Annotated in this window: 11 protein-coding genes; 6 read left to right on the top strand and 5 right to left on the bottom strand. The window is 45.5% G+C overall.

Annotation, left to right across the window (positions count from 1 at the left end):
- Positions 1–28: 28 nt before the first annotated feature.
- Complete coding sequence (gene pheS, locus AACM02_RS12260; RefSeq protein WP_214063572.1) at positions 29–1048, bottom strand: phenylalanine--tRNA ligase subunit alpha; 1020 nt, start codon at positions 1046–1048, stop codon at positions 29–31.
- Between the two features lie 151 nt (positions 1049–1199).
- Here pheS and tilS point away from each other — a divergent pair, with 151 nt between their 5' ends.
- From tilS to serS, 3 genes are all read left to right on the top strand, one after another.
- Positions 1200–2519, top strand: coding sequence for a tRNA lysidine(34) synthetase TilS (gene tilS / locus AACM02_RS12255; protein WP_332456099.1), 1320 nt, complete (start codon positions 1200–1202; stop codon positions 2517–2519).
- A 140-nt stretch (positions 2520–2659) separates the two neighbouring features.
- Complete coding sequence (locus tag AACM02_RS12250) at positions 2660–2797, top strand: hypothetical protein (protein WP_214063574.1); 138 nt, start codon at positions 2660–2662, stop codon at positions 2795–2797.
- Between the two features lie 104 nt (positions 2798–2901).
- A complete protein-coding gene (serS, locus tag AACM02_RS12245; RefSeq protein ID WP_339117130.1) occupies positions 2902–4173 on the top strand; it encodes a serine--tRNA ligase in 1272 nt (423 codons plus the stop codon).
- Between the two features lie 3 nt (positions 4174–4176).
- On the opposite strand, the gene AACM02_RS12240 is transcribed toward serS, so the two are convergent.
- From AACM02_RS12240 to rhaB, 4 genes are all read right to left on the bottom strand, one after another.
- Positions 4177–5076: an AraC family transcriptional regulator gene (locus AACM02_RS12240; protein ID WP_339117129.1), complete on the bottom strand. Its 900-nt coding sequence runs from the start codon at positions 5074–5076 to the stop codon at positions 4177–4179.
- A gap of 116 nt (positions 5077–5192) precedes the next feature.
- Positions 5193–6221: an L-rhamnose/proton symporter RhaT gene (gene rhaT, locus AACM02_RS12235; protein ID WP_332456096.1), complete on the bottom strand. Its 1029-nt coding sequence runs from the start codon at positions 6219–6221 to the stop codon at positions 5193–5195.
- Between the two features lie 5 nt (positions 6222–6226).
- Entirely contained in the window at positions 6227–7486 is a 1260-nt protein-coding gene (locus tag AACM02_RS12230; protein WP_332456195.1) for an L-rhamnose isomerase, read from the bottom strand.
- Positions 7487–7522: 36 nt separating this feature from the next.
- Positions 7523–9010 (bottom strand): rhamnulokinase, encoded by a 1488-nt coding sequence (gene rhaB, locus AACM02_RS12225; protein WP_332456095.1) that lies wholly within the window; start codon positions 9008–9010, stop codon positions 7523–7525.
- 325 nt (positions 9011–9335) lie between these two features.
- On the opposite strand from rhaB, the gene AACM02_RS12220 reads away from it, so the two are divergent.
- The 3 genes from AACM02_RS12220 (at position 9336) to AACM02_RS12210 (ending at position 14599) form a co-directional block, all read left to right on the top strand.
- Positions 9336–10682: a dihydrolipoamide acetyltransferase family protein gene (locus AACM02_RS12220; protein WP_339117128.1), complete on the top strand. Its 1347-nt coding sequence runs from the start codon at positions 9336–9338 to the stop codon at positions 10680–10682.
- A gap of 14 nt (positions 10683–10696) precedes the next feature.
- On the top strand, positions 10697–12055 hold the full coding sequence (gene lpdA, locus AACM02_RS12215; RefSeq protein ID WP_339117458.1) for a dihydrolipoyl dehydrogenase: 1359 nt from the start codon (positions 10697–10699) through the stop codon (positions 12053–12055).
- An 84-nt stretch (positions 12056–12139) separates the two neighbouring features.
- The gene (locus AACM02_RS12210) at positions 12140–14599 is read left to right on the top strand and encodes a thiamine pyrophosphate-dependent enzyme (RefSeq protein ID WP_339117127.1); all 2460 of its coding nucleotides are present in this window, start codon (positions 12140–12142) and stop codon (positions 14597–14599) included.
- Positions 14600–14601 lie beyond the last annotated feature (2 nt).

Raw genomic sequence — 14601 nt, 5'->3', positions numbered from 1 at the left:
GAATAGCGGCCGTATTGAATTTTAAAGTCTAATGTGCTGCCTGAAATTGCTTAAGGAAACTCAAATCGTTTTCCGAAAACATCCGCAGGTCTTTTACCTGGTATTTCAGGTTTGTAATACGCTCAATACCCATTCCAAGAGCGTATCCGGTGTAGACCCTACTATCTATTCCGCAATTATCCAATACATTGGGGTCAACCATGCCGCATCCCAGGATTTCCACCCAACCGGTATATTTGCAGAATGGGCAACCTTCACCTCCACATAGGTTACAGGAGATATCCATTTCTGCACTGGGTTCTGTAAACGGGAAATAAGAAGGACGAAGCCGGATTTTTGTTTCGTTACCAAACATTTCTTTGGCAAAGAAAAGCAACGCCTGTTTCAAATCGGCAAACGATACATCTTTGTCTACGTATAATGCTTCCACCTGATGGAAAAAACAATGTGCCCTGTACGAGATAGCTTCGTTCCTATAAACTCTCCCCGGACAAATAATGCGGATGGGCGGTTGCGTTTTCTCCATTACGCGAGTCTGGACAGATGAAGTGTGTGTGCGTAAAACAATATCCGGGTTGCTTTCGATAAAGAATGTGTCCTGCATATCTCGTGCAGGATGGTCTTCTGCGAAGTTAAGTGAAGAAAAAACATGCCAGTCGTCTTCCACTTCCGGCCCTTCGGCGATGGAAAATCCCAGACGTTTAAAAATATCACAAATTTCTTCTTTCACAATCGATATCGGATGACGTGCTCCGAGAGCAACCGGATAAGCCGTCCGGGTCAGGTCGATATCCACGTTTTTTTCTTTGTTGCCGTTAAACATCTCTTTCAACGAAAGAATTTTTTCCTGGGCTTTCTGTTTCAGCTCGTTCAGCTTCATACCCACTTCGCGTTTTTGTTCGGGGGCAACGTTTCTGAAATCGTCCATCAGCACAGAAATGATGCCCTTTTTGCTTAAGTATTTGATGCGTAATGCTTCCAGTTCATCGGCATCCGATGCTGAAAATTGATCTATTTCAGAAAGAAGGGAGTGAATTTTATCTAACATACGATCTTTATTGTCTTTAATTTTATGCAAAAATACATTTTTCTTGGCTATTTACCTTGATTTTGAAGAAAGAAATCATTTCCCGCAATTTTTGAAAAACATATCGTATTTTTGCATTTACAAAAAATACCTGTTCGTATATCTTGAGCCGATGCTTCAGAAAATAAAATCCTATATTGCCCAAAAACGTTTGTTGGAGAACGATAATGTGTTGATTACGGGGCTTAGTGGGGGCGCTGACTCCATGGCTTTACTGGATATAATGACTTTATTGGGTTACCGGTGTATTGCCGCACATTGTAATTTCCATCTTCGGGGAGAAGAATCGGAGGAGGATGCCCGCTTTGTAAAGAAATGGTGTAAGGAGAGTGATATTGAATTTACAACCATCGACTTCGATACCCGGCAATATGCCGCCGATAAAAAAATTTCCATCGAGATGGCAGCACGTGAATTGCGTTACGCCTGGTTTGAAATAGTGAGGAAACAATTTAATGCCGATGCAATTGCCGTAGCTCATCACAAGGATGATTCGGTGGAAACGGTACTGATGAATTTAATCCGCGGTACGGGAATAAGTGGATTGAGCGGAATTTCGCCCCAAAACGGAAAAGTTATCCGTCCGATGCTTTGTGTCTCCCGGGTCGAAATCGAAAATTACCTGGTGGAACGTCAAATCCCTTTCAGGACTGACAGTACCAATCTCGAAGATATTTATACCCGGAATCACATACGGTTAAATGTTTTGCCGATGTTGCAGAAAATCAATCCGTCAGTCAACGAAACCATTTTCCGTACTGCTGAAAACTTGGCCGAAGCAGAGAAAATATATAAAAAAGCAGTTCATGCGGATATTGAAGTTGTTTTGAAAAATAACAGAATAGATATTGAGGCGCTAAAACTATCCGCTTCCCCCTTATCGGTTTTGTTTGAGATCCTGTCACCTTTAGGGTTTCATCCTGCCGTGATCGATGATGTGAAGGCTGGATTGGATGCTTCGCCGGGGAAGCAGTTTTTTTCACCTACACATCGGTTGATAAAAGATCGTACGTGTTTCCTAATCGATAAAATAAAAAAAACGGAGTCCGATGACCCAATCTATTTTATCGATGCGGTATCGCAAGAAATATCCACTCCGGTAAATTTAGCTATTAAATTAACAGGTGTACCGAAACTAATCGATAAAAAGAGTCGTATGTTATATGCCGATGTCGCTAAGCTGCAGTTCCCCCTCAAGTTGCGGAAATGGCAAGCCGGCGACAGGTTTATTCCCTTTGGAATGAAAGGCAAAAAGAAGTTGAGTGATTTTTTCACTGATCAGAAATTTAACCTGAAAGAAAAGGAAGAAACATGGCTTTTGCTTTCGGGTGAGGAGGTGGTTTGGGTTGTGGGGCATCGGGCGGATAACCGGTTTAAAATTACACCAGCGACTGAACGTGTTTTGCAAATTGAGTTAAAAACGATGAAATAGCTTGAATAAAACTATTTTCAGGATAATTTTCACCCTTATTTTTTGACGAAAAGGTATTTTTATGTAACTTCATAGCGGGAAAATTGATTTTGTTTAAACACAAAAGCAGATAAAACGGTTATAACTAAAAAACTACGATAATGAAAAATAGTGTATTTAAGGATATCTTGGTGGTGGCAGCCTTTTCGGCAGTTTCATATATTGTGATGCGAAACTACCAGAGAAAGAAAAGGAGAGACCGTCAAATGAGGGATTTTGTTCATTTCCAATTGTTCTGATTGCCGCTTTACCGGTAAATATATTTTGTGTTACAACTGTTTCGGCGCGAGAATTTTTGCTACCTTTGCATATTCTCAGTCAAAATAGTTGAAACTGTTTTTTTATGCTTACACTCAAAGTAATAAACGAAGATCGCGAAGAAGTCATTCGCAAACTTGCCAAAAAAAGATTCGCCGCTGAAGATATAATTAATCAAATTGTGGCGTTAGACGAAACACGTCGTAGTTCTCAAACTCTTCTGGATAGTCAGTTGTCGGAGATCAACCTCCTGTCGAAGTCGATCGGAGGGCTGATGAAAGAAGGCAAGAAGGCTGAAGCGGAAATTGCCAAGCAACAAGTTTCCGAACTGAAGGAGCTTTCCAAACTTAATGAAGCCGGGCTGAGAGAAGCTGAAGCAGCTATTCAAAATTTGTTGGTTATTATTCCTAATTTACCGCACGATTCGGTGCCTGAAGGTAAATCTGCCGAAGATAATCTTGTAGAGCGTTCGGGAGGAAACATTCCGCAACTCTCTACTGACGCTCTTCCTCATTGGGAGCTGGCAAAAAAATATGACCTGATAGACTTTGAATGGGGGGTGAAGATTACCGGTGCCGGGTTTCCTGTTTACAAAGCCAAAGGTAGTCGCCTGCAGCGCGCACTCATTAATTTCTTTCTTGACAATGCCCGTGATGCCGGATTTGTTGAAATTCAGCCGCCTTATGTCGTAAATGCGGCATCTGGCTTTGCGACTGGGCAGTTACCCGATAAGGAAGGACAAATGTATCATGTAGGATTAGACGATTTGTACCTGATACCAACGGCTGAGGTGCCGGTTACCAATCTTTACCGAGACGTGATTTTGGATGAAAAGGATCTGCCGGTAAAGAATACGGCTTATTCTGCTTGTTTTCGCCGAGAGGCAGGATCCTACGGAAAAGATGTGCGTGGATTGAACCGTTTGCATCAGTTTGATAAAGTAGAAATTGTGTGTATTGACAAGCCTGAAAATTCGTATCAGCGGTTGGATGAGATGGTCTGTTATGTGCAAACTTTAGTGGAAAAGTTAGAACTCCCCTGGCGCATTTTACGTCTTTGTGGTGGTGATATGGGATTCACATCGGCGCTTACGTTCGACTTTGAAGTCTATTCCGCGGCACAACAGAGGTGGTTGGAAGTGAGTTCCGTGTCTAATTTCGAGAGTTACCAGGCAAATCGGCTGAAATGCCGATACCGCAATGAGGATCGAAAAACGCAATTGTGCCATACCCTCAACGGGAGCGCACTGGCTTTGCCACGTATCGTTGCCGCACTTCTGGAAAACAACCAAACCCCAGAAGGAATAATTATACCGGCTGCATTGGTGCCTTATACAGGATTTGAGGTGATTGATTAATTATTATTTATCGTTGCCGTTTAATTTGCGGTATTCAGAAGGAGTTATCCTGACCCGTTGTTTGAAAAAGGATAAAAAATATTCGATGGAGCTGAAATTGAGCTCATAGGCAATTTCCTTGATAGGTAAACTTGTTTCCGTCAACAGTTCTTTTGCTTTTCGGAGTTTCAATTCCTGAAAATATTGTGCGGGCGGATAGCCCGTATATTCTTTGAAAAATTTTCTGAACCATGAATAGCTTGTTCCCAGATTTGATGCAATTTCCTTTACATCGATGTCTTTATGGATGTTTTCTCTCATGATGATCTTGGCACGTTCAATTATTTGTGTCGATTCATTTGCATCGTAACTTTTGTTTTGAGAAAGTGACAAAATCATGCCTAAAATGTGAAAAACTATTCCGGCGAGAAACTGTTGAGCCGATTTTTTATCTTCTTTGGCAACTTTAATGGCTGTTGAAAACAGATTGACCAGTTCATCGCTTACCCCGACATCTAAAACCTGATTTTGTTCAGGAAGAAAACTTTTTTCAATTATTGAGTCGATTATATTGCCTTCAAAACCAATATAATATTCATTCCAACCGATTTCTTTTAAAGGTTGATATGAGTGCCACTGTCCTGGAAAAAGGACCATTACCTGCCCTTTCTTGATGGGTGTTTTTTTTGTTGTGGCAGATGAAAAAACTCCTTTTCCTTTGCAGATGTAAACAAATTGATATTCAGATAAAATTCGCCCTTTTTTTGGATTAAAATAATAACTTTTGGGATGGTCTGTGGAAGGGTATAACGTGTTGGGTGCAATAGGTTGGAACCCAACAGTGTTTACTGTTAATCCAAACCCCTTGTCTTTTTCGCTGACTAACAAGTATTTAAAGTCTATACCCAAGTCGTTGTATCTCATTTTTTCTGTTTTTGTGGTATGTAGCTTTTCTTTTTTTTACAAATTTACAAAAAAAAATGAAGCACAATGCAAACTCAATTGATTGCATTGTGCTTCTGAAAAAATGAGAGAATGAATTAGAATAGATTTGGAATTATTAAAGAAAATATTAAGACGGCCATGCCGATGACAAGAAATGTGACGGCTTTTTTACCGGCTCCTTTCCATTCTTTCAGAATAATACCCCACACATTACTGAAAACAACGTTTAAGGACATCAGGATGCTCCAGGAGAATGCCATCATCACACTGCCCGGTTCAAAAAAACTTTGCCCCATCCCTAATCCGAAGAACTGAGAATACCAGAGTAAACCGGCCAAGGCACAGAAGAGAAGGTTGTTAACAAGTACCGATTTGGATGTTTTCCGAATTTCCCCGCTGGTCTTGTTTTTCGAATTCATGTACAGGCAATAGACCAGATTAGTGAAAAAACCGCCAATAGTCACCAAAAGTGTTACGGGGTTTTGAGCGAAAATTTCTTTTGCCCCCGCTGCAATAGCGGCTTCCTTTATCGGAATTCCGGCACTCAGGCCTAAACTGAAACAAGCACTCATTACTCCGGCAAACAACGCTATCAGCAACCCTTTTTTTAGGGCAAAGTCTTTTATGGCTTTCCTGCGTTCTTCTTCCGACATGTTTTTAGAGCGTAAACTGCCGGCGTATCCAACCAATGCAATCCCCACTAGGGTTACAACAACGGCCAGTAACAGAACCAACCCTTTTGGTGAAAAGAGATTATCCCCGGCAAGAACAGCAGGGATTAGCGTTCCAAATCCAGCACATGTTCCCAAAGCAACAGATTGGCCAAGTGCAATTCCCAGGTACCGCATGCTAAGCCCGAAAGTTAATCCACCAATCCCCCACAAAGCGCCGTATCCAATCGATTGTAGCGCTGCACCGGAATTTGCAGAATAAACCTGTACCAACTCCGGAAGGGAGTTTGCTAGAAATGCTCCTAAAACTGGAAAAATAAGCCAGGCGAAAACTCCTTGCACCAACCAGAAATTTTCCCACGACCAATTTTTAACTTTGTTGATAGGAACGTAGGAGCTTGACTGCCCCATACTTCCTATCGCTATAATAATCAGACCAATAATGGTGTTCATTCTGCTTATCTTTTAGAGGTTACTTCCGATTCGTAACTTTCAATTTCTTTAATGTATTCGTTTCCAACGGGAACACCTTGTTGCAGGCAATAATAGTTGTAAACGGCATTCCAAGGCATGGCCTTCAGCTCTTCCAGATAAGCCAAACGCTGAAAATTATTGTCTTGATTCTCGTACTCACGCAGTTTTTCAGTCGGCTCTAAAAGCGCTTGTAATAAAGCTTTTTGGGTAGACCGGATTCCAACAACATATGCGCCAATACGATTGATGGATGCATCGAAATAATCCAACCCGATATGTATTTTTTCCATCTGTCCGGAACGTACTATTTCTTGTGTTAACTCCAGCAATGCGTCGTTCAGGATTACTACATGGTCGCTGTCCCAACGTTCTGGGCGGCTCACGTGCAGGGTAATTTCAGGAACAAAAAGCAACACGGAAGAAATTTTATCTGCAATTCCTTCGGTCGGATGGAAATGTCCTGCATCTAGCGTTAACAACATGTTGTTTTTAACGGCATATCCCATGTAAAACTCATGAGAACCTACCACATAGCTTTCGCTGCCAATACCAAAAAGTTTGCACTCAACACTATCTTTCAGGTATTCAGTGCTGATTTTTTCTGCCAATACCTCGTCTAGAGATTCTTTCAGCAGTTGCCTGTGTTGTATGCGGGATACGCTCTTGTCTTTTTCCCCATCGTGGATCCAGATATTGTGAACACATGCATCCCCTTGTTGACGGCCCATTTCTTCTCCAATACGGCGGCAACGGCGTAAGTGTTCTTTCCAGAAGTTGCGAATTTCCGGGTCGAAACTTGAAAGTGAATAATTGCCGCTTTTTGAATGAGAGAAAAAGGTAGAATTAAAATCCAGTTTAGCACCAGTTTCCTTTGCCCAATTCATCCATGTTTGAAAATGTTTGGGCTCAATCTGGTCCCTATCTACCAATTTACCTCCGAAATCACCGTAGATAGCGTGTAAACTTAAGCGATGTTTTCCAGGAATCAGATTCAACACTTTCCCGATGTCTTTTTTTAATTCATCAATCGTTCTGGCTTTGCCCGGATAGTTCCCTGTTGTTTGGATTCCTCCGGTCAGTTCTCCGTCGGGATTTTCAAAGCCCAACACATCGTCTGCTTGCCAGCAGTGAATGGATATAGATACACTGTTTAGTTTTTCTATGGCTTTTTCCACATCAACCCCAAGTGCAGCGTATTGTTCTTTTGCAGCTGCAAACTCCTTTTTAATTTGTTCTTCTTTCATGATTGTTTTATTGTTCATTAAATGATTATTTATGTTTTATATCTCTTTGAAAAAATTTAAATATTCGGTATAATGTTTGTCCCACAGGCTGGTGTCCTGAGGCTCGAATCTCGTAAGGTCAACGGAGTTTCTAACCATTTTTCGCATATCGTTTTTGTCCGCCACTAGTCCGACAGCTTTTGCTTGAAGCAATATGTTCCCAATGGCCGTAGCTTCCGACGGTCCGGCAACCACAGCTATTCCGATAGCGTTTGCAGTGAATCTGTTCAGCATATTGTTTTGTGACCCTCCTCCGATAATATGTAAGGTGTCAATGGGAAAATCGGCCAGGCTTTTCAGGTTCCCGAGTACCTGTTTATACCGGAAAGCCAGGCTTTCGTAAATACACCGGGCAATTTCTCCTATGCTCTGTGGAACAAACTGTTGGGTTTTTTTGCAATAGTTTTGTATTTCATCAATCATTGATTCAGGGCTCGCAAAACAGGATGCGTCAGGATTAATGAAGCATTTAAAAGGGTCAGCCTGAGTAGCCTCAAGCACTATTTCGTCGTAAGAGACATCTTTTTCTTTTGTCCATTCTTTTCTGCATTGTTCAATAAGCCACATGCCGCAGATGTTTTTCAATAAACGGATAGAGCCGTCAGCTCCACCTTCGTTGGTGAAATTCAGTGAAAAAGTTTCCTCACTCACAACAGGTTCTTTCGATTCGATTCCCATCAGCGACCAGGTGCCGGAACTCAGATAGGCGAAGTTTTCATTTTCAGCCGGAGTAGCCATGACTGCCGACGCCGTATCGTGTCCTGCTACGGCAATAACCGGAACAGCTCCCAGGTGGGTTTGTTTTTGCGCGGATTCTGACAATGTGCCGATTAGTGTTCCCGGAAAGACAATCGGCGCAAAATTATCTTTAGATAGATTTAACGCCTGTAACAGCTCTTCGTCAAAAGAACGTGTGAAAGGATTCAACAGTTGAGATGTCGACGCTATCGTATATTCCGTAACCATCTTGTTTGTCAATAAGTAAGACAAAGCATCGGGCATAAACAAAAACTTGTCCGTTACGGGATAGATGGGGTTGTTATCTTCGTGTTGAGTAAATAGCTGAAAAAGTGAATTGAAATTCATGATCTGAATTCCGGTTTTCAGGTAGGTATCCTTTTTCGATAAAACCTTATTGAAAAAATTTTCTGGAGCAGTGAAAGTGCGTGAATCGCGATAGCTGTAGGGCATACGAAGGGGTTCCCCGTCTTTGCCGAAAGACACGAAATCCACGCCCCAGGTGTCAATTCCAACAGATGCTATTTCAATACCTTGGTGTTGAATGTCTTTTAAAGATTTCACTATCTCACCATACAGATGAAATAAGTCCCAGTATAATCTGCCGTTGATGTCGATAATCGGATTTGCAAAACGATTGACTTCTTTCAACTCTAACCGGTTGTTTTTGATTGTACCCAAAATGGCTCGTCCGCTTGTTGCACCTAGATCGATAGCTAAAAAAGAGGTTAGTTTGCTTTCATTCATGATGAGGCTAAATAATATAAAAAGTTACAGTTCACAAAAATAAGAATAAGAACGGTAAGTAAAAATAATAAAAATGATTTTGTTGCTGTATTATTTGATATTTTATGACAAAAAATACAGTACAAAAATCAATAATTACATTGATTAAGAAAGAAAACCCTCTATTTTTGCAACATCAAAAGTTGACCATTATTAGCATTATTTTATTTAATTTTTTTTTTGGATACTTTAGTTAATATGGGTAACTTTGTGTCAGCATAGTGTGGGATACTTAATACTGTGTTAGAAATCAATTATTGAAGAGCTTTCTAAAATCAAAAAAAATATGGCAATAGTGGTTATTATGCCCAAGCAGGGGCAGTCGGTCGAGAGTTGTATTATCGGCTCAATAAACAAGAAAAAAGGGGATAATGTAAAGAAAGGCGAAGTCCTTTTTTCCTATGAAACGGATAAAGCCTCCTTCGAGGAGGAATCCCCTTCGGACGGAGTGGTTCTCGAGTGTTTTTACCGGGAGGGTGATGAGGTGCCTGTCCTGGGAAACATGATGATTATCGGTGAGCCCGGCGAGGATTATTCCGCTTTGCTGCAAGGCAGTCCGGAGCCCGGGTCCGATAGCGGTAGCGAGGAGTCGATAACTGCAAGGCAGGAAACCGTAAGCGCCGGGCCTGAAAATAACGCCCCGCAGAAGCTCGAATCCCGGAACGCAGGACCCGGAACCCGTTTCATTTCTCCCCGGGCCAAAAACCTCGCCTCAAAGGAAGCGGTCGATACCGCAGCGATAAGCGGGTCAGGGCCCCAGGGACGCATCCTGGAAAAAGACGTCCTGTCAACCCTGGAAAATCGTCCGAAAATGACTCCCCTGGCAAAAAAGATTGCCTCGCAGGAAAACCTGCAGCCACAATCGGGCACCGGCTTGGCGGGGACAGCCCGGTCCGCCGATTTAATCCCCTCGCCGAATACTATCTACGCCAACGACTATGAGGACAAGAAACTCTCCAACATGCGCAAGCTCATTGCAAGAGCCATGCACACTTCACTGCAAAACTCGGCGCAGCTTACCCACCACCTGGGTGCCGACGCGCGCCGGATCCTTGAGCTCCGGAAACAGGTCAAAGCGGATGTGGAAGCCCGGAAGCTATCGGCAAACATCACGCTGAACGACATGGTTTGCCATGCCGTGATCAAGGCCCTGAAGAAGTTCCCCAACGTCAATTCGCAATTTCTGGGCGACAGCATGCGCCTTTTCAACAAGGTGCATCTCGGGCTGGCGGTGGACACTGAACGTGGCCTGATGGTGCCGGTGGTGAAGAATGCCGATGACCTGTCGATCGTGGGGCTCTCAAACCAGCTGAAAGAGGTGGCGAACGCCTGCAAGGCGGGCAGCGTGAATCCGGATATCCTTTCCGCCGAGGCCGGTTCGTTCACCGTGTCCAACCTGGGGAATTACGGGGTTGAAGTCTTCACACCCGTCATTAACCTGCCTCAATCCGCCATATTGGGGGTAAACACGATTGTTCCGCGTCCGAAAGACCTGGGCGACGGGGTTTATGCCTTTGTTCCCTATATCGGCCTGAGCCTCACGTACGACCACCGGGCGCTTGACGGCGGGGAAGCCACACGCTTCCTGAAGCAGATTGCCCTGGAAATAGAAAATCTTGAAATCGATTATTAATCTAAAAAAACAAAATAATGTACGACTTACTGATCATCGGCGGTGGACCGGCCGGTTATGTGGCCGCGGAACGCGCAGGGCACAAGGGGCTGAAGGTGGTGCTGTTCGAGAAGAAAAGCCTGGGAGGCGTTTGCCTTAACGAAGGCTGTATTCCCACCAAGACCATGCTTTACAGTGCGAAGACCTATGAGAATGCCCTTCACGGGGACAAATACGGTGTTTTTGCGGAGAATGTCCGTTTTGAATACGACAAGATTGTATCCCGCAAAAATAAAGTGGTGCGCAAATTGGTCGCCGGCGTGAAAACCAAGATGAAGGCCAGCGATGTTGCGGTTGTTGAAGGCGAAGCCTGGATCTCGGGCAGAAGCGCCAAGGGAATCGAGGTGGTTTGCAACGGTGAGCATTACCTGGGAAACAACCTGTTGATATGTACCGGGTCCGAAGCATCGGTTCCGCCCATTCCCGGATTAGGGGAAGCCGGCGATGTTGTCCTGACCAACCGTGAGGTTCTTGAACTCAAGGAGCAACCCAAAAGTCTAGTCGTCATCGGGGGAGGAGTTATCGGGATGGAGTTCGCCAGTTTTTACAACAGTTTAGGATCCAGGGTGACCGTGATCGAGATGCTTCCCGAGATTCTGGGAAACAACGATTACGAGATCTCCGCCCTTTCGCGCGATATTTTCACCAGGAAAGGCATCGAATTTCACCTTAACGCCAAGGTGGTCCGGGTGGACGGAAATAAAGTGGTTTTTGAGAAGGCGGGAGAAACACGCACCGTTGAAGGCGATAAAATCCTGTTGAGCGTCGGGCGCCGCGCGGTAACCAAGGGCTTTGGACTCGAAAATCTGAATGTGGAACTGGACAGGGGAGGCATCAAGGTCGATGAAAAGATGCGTACCAATGTACCTCATGTCTTTGCGGCAGGCGACGTGACCGGCTTTTCACTTTTGGCGCATACTGCCAGCCGGGAAGGCGAAGTAGTGGTCAACAACCTTACAGGAAAAGACGACATTATGCGTTATAATGCCATTCCGGGAGTCGTGTACATCAACCCTGAAATTGCAGGTGTGGGTGAAACCGAAGAAAGTGCCAGGGCAAAAGGGATTGCCTACAAGGTAGCCAGACTCTCCATGGCCTATGCCGGGCGTTTTGTCGCAGAAAACGAGGGCGGTGTCGGATTATGCAAGGTGCTTGCAGGTGAAAAATACGGCGAAGTCCTCGGTGTTCACATGCTGGGAAACCCGAGCAGTGAAATGATTTACGGCGCCTGTCTGGCAATAGAGCAGGAGATGACGCTCGAAGAAATGAAAGAGGTCGTTTTTCCGCATCCTACAGTAAGTGAAATATTCAAGGAAGTGATTTTTGAATTTTGATTGCCCGGACTTGCTTGCTCAAAACCCAATAACAATTTATAAGAAAAATGACGATTGTAAAATCGATCGAAAAAATAAAACAGTATGCCAAAAATTCAATTTATTGATCCGGCTGAAGCCCGGAAACCGGGCTTTGTGGAATTTCAGCCCATTCCTGTCAATCAGTATCAAAAAACGGTAAAAGAAGAACGCGAAAATTTTACCGACGAGGAACTAAAAGCCATTTATCACGACATGGCGCTCATCCGCGAGTTTGAAACCATGCTTAACCTTATCAAAACCAAAGGTGAATACAACGGTGTGGCTTACAACCACCCCGGGCCGGCCCACTTGTCCATCGGACAGGAGTCGGCAGCCGTGGGGATGGCCTGGACGCTTACCGTGGATGATTTTATTTTCGGGAGCCACCGTTCGCACGGTGAAATCCTGGCCAAGGGGATGTCTGCCATCCATAAGCTTGCCGATGAGGAACTGTTGAAGATAATGCGGGGATTCTTTGACGGTTCGGTACTGGAAATCGTTCAAAAGGATTTCAACGGAACAACCAGGGAGCTTGCCCGCCGTTTTCTGGTTTACGGAACATTGGCTGAAATCTTTGCCCGGGAAACCGGATTCAACAGAGGACTGGGCGGTTCCATGCACGCCTTCTTCACGCCTTTCGGCGTGTATCCCAACAATGCCATCGTGGGTGGATCGGGAGACATAGCCGTTGGTGCCGCGTTATACAAAAAAGTCAACCGCAAACCCGGCATGGTGGTTGCCAACATAGGTGACGCATCGATGGCTTGCGGACCTGTTTGGGAAGGGATCACTTTTGCCGCCATGGACCAGTTCAAGGAGCTTTGGGACGGAGATATGAAGGGCGGGCTTCCGGTGATCATCAACATCATGAACAACCAGTACGGGATGGGCGGCCAGACCTGTGGCGAGACCATGGGTTACGGCATCGCAGCCCGTATCGGTGCAGGTGTGAACGAGGAACAGATGCACGCCGAACGCGTGGACGGTTACAATCCGCTGGCGGTAATTGACGCTTACAAACGCAAGCGAAAAATAATTGATGAGAAAAACGGGCCGGTCTTGCTGGATGTCCTGACCTACAGATACAGCGGGCACTCTCCCTCCGACGCGTCTTCCTACCGCACGAAGGAGGAAGTGGAAGCCTGGGAAAGACAGGACTGTATTGCGTCGTTCGGCAAACAGTTGCTGGAGGCGGGCGTGGCCGTCCAGGACGAGCTTGACGCCATCTGGAATGACATAAGGACGCTCATCCACGAGATGTTCCTCAAATCGATCAACGATGAGATCTCGCCCCGCATGAAAAATCCCGACGCGATCGGGGATATGATGTTCTCGAACGGTTCCGTGGACAGTTTCTCCGATGCAAGGCCCGACGTGCTGATGCCGATGGAGGAGAACTCCCGCGTGAAGAAGATAGCCGGCAAGGAACGTTTTGCGTTCGATGCCGAAGGCAAGCCGTTCAGCAAGATGAAGCAGTTCCAGTTGCGCGACGCCATTTTCGAAGCCATCATGGACAGGTTTTACAAGGATGCCTCGCTCGTTGCCTACGGTGAGGAGAACCGCGACTGGGGAGGCGCCTTTGCCGTTTACGGAGGGATGACGGAAGCCTTGCCATATCACCGCCTGTTCAACTCACCCATATCGGAAGCCTCTATCGTAGGTACGGCCATCGGTTACGCCATGTGCGGAGGAAGGGTTGTCCCCGAAATCATGTACTGCGATTTTCTGGGACGTTGTGGCGATGAAGTGTTCAACCAGCTTCCCAAATGGCAGGCAATGAGCGGCAACGTGCTGAAGATGCCGGTCGTGCTTCGTGTTTCGGTGGGCTCCAAATACGGCGCGCAGCACTCGCAGGACTGGACATCGCTTGTGGCACATATCCCGGGCATCAAGGTTTGTTTCCCGGTGACGCCTTACGATGCCAAGGGGCTGATGAACGCGGCGCTTCAGGGAACCGATCCGGTGATCTTCTTTGAAAGCCAGCGCATCTACGATATCGGCGAGCAATTCCATGAAGGAGGCGTTCCTGCCGGATATTACGAAATACCCATCGGTGAACCCGACGTGAAGAAAGAGGGAAAGGACATCACCTTCCTGACCATCGGACACACGCTTTATCCCGCGCTCCAGGCGGCAAAAGAATTGGAGTCGGTCCATGGGATGAGCGCCGAAGTGATCGATGCCCGTTCACTGGTGCCGTTCAATTACGAAAAAGTGGTCGCCTCGGTGAAGAAAACCGGCAAGATCATTGTTGCCGGCGATGCGACTGCCCGCGGCTCGTTCCTGAACGACCTGGCGGCAACCATCGGTTCGCTCTGCTTCGATTACCTGGACGCGCCCGTTGCGGTGCTTGGGTCACGCAACTGGATCACGCCGGCTCACGAACTTGAAGGCGCGTTTTTCCCGCAGCCAGGCTGGTTCATCGATATGATCCACGAACGCATACAGCCCCTCAAAGGGTATATGCCCGGTGAGAATTTCACTGATGCCGAAATGATCAGGAGAGCAAAAAAAGGAATTTGATC

This window comes from Petrimonas sp. (assembly GCF_963921705.1).
In the GTDB taxonomy this organism is placed as follows: Bacteria; Bacteroidota; Bacteroidia; order Bacteroidales; family Dysgonomonadaceae; genus Petrimonas; species Petrimonas sulfuriphila.
Note: the sequence above shows the minus strand (reverse complement) of the source record. Positions and strands in the feature narration are given on the sequence as shown.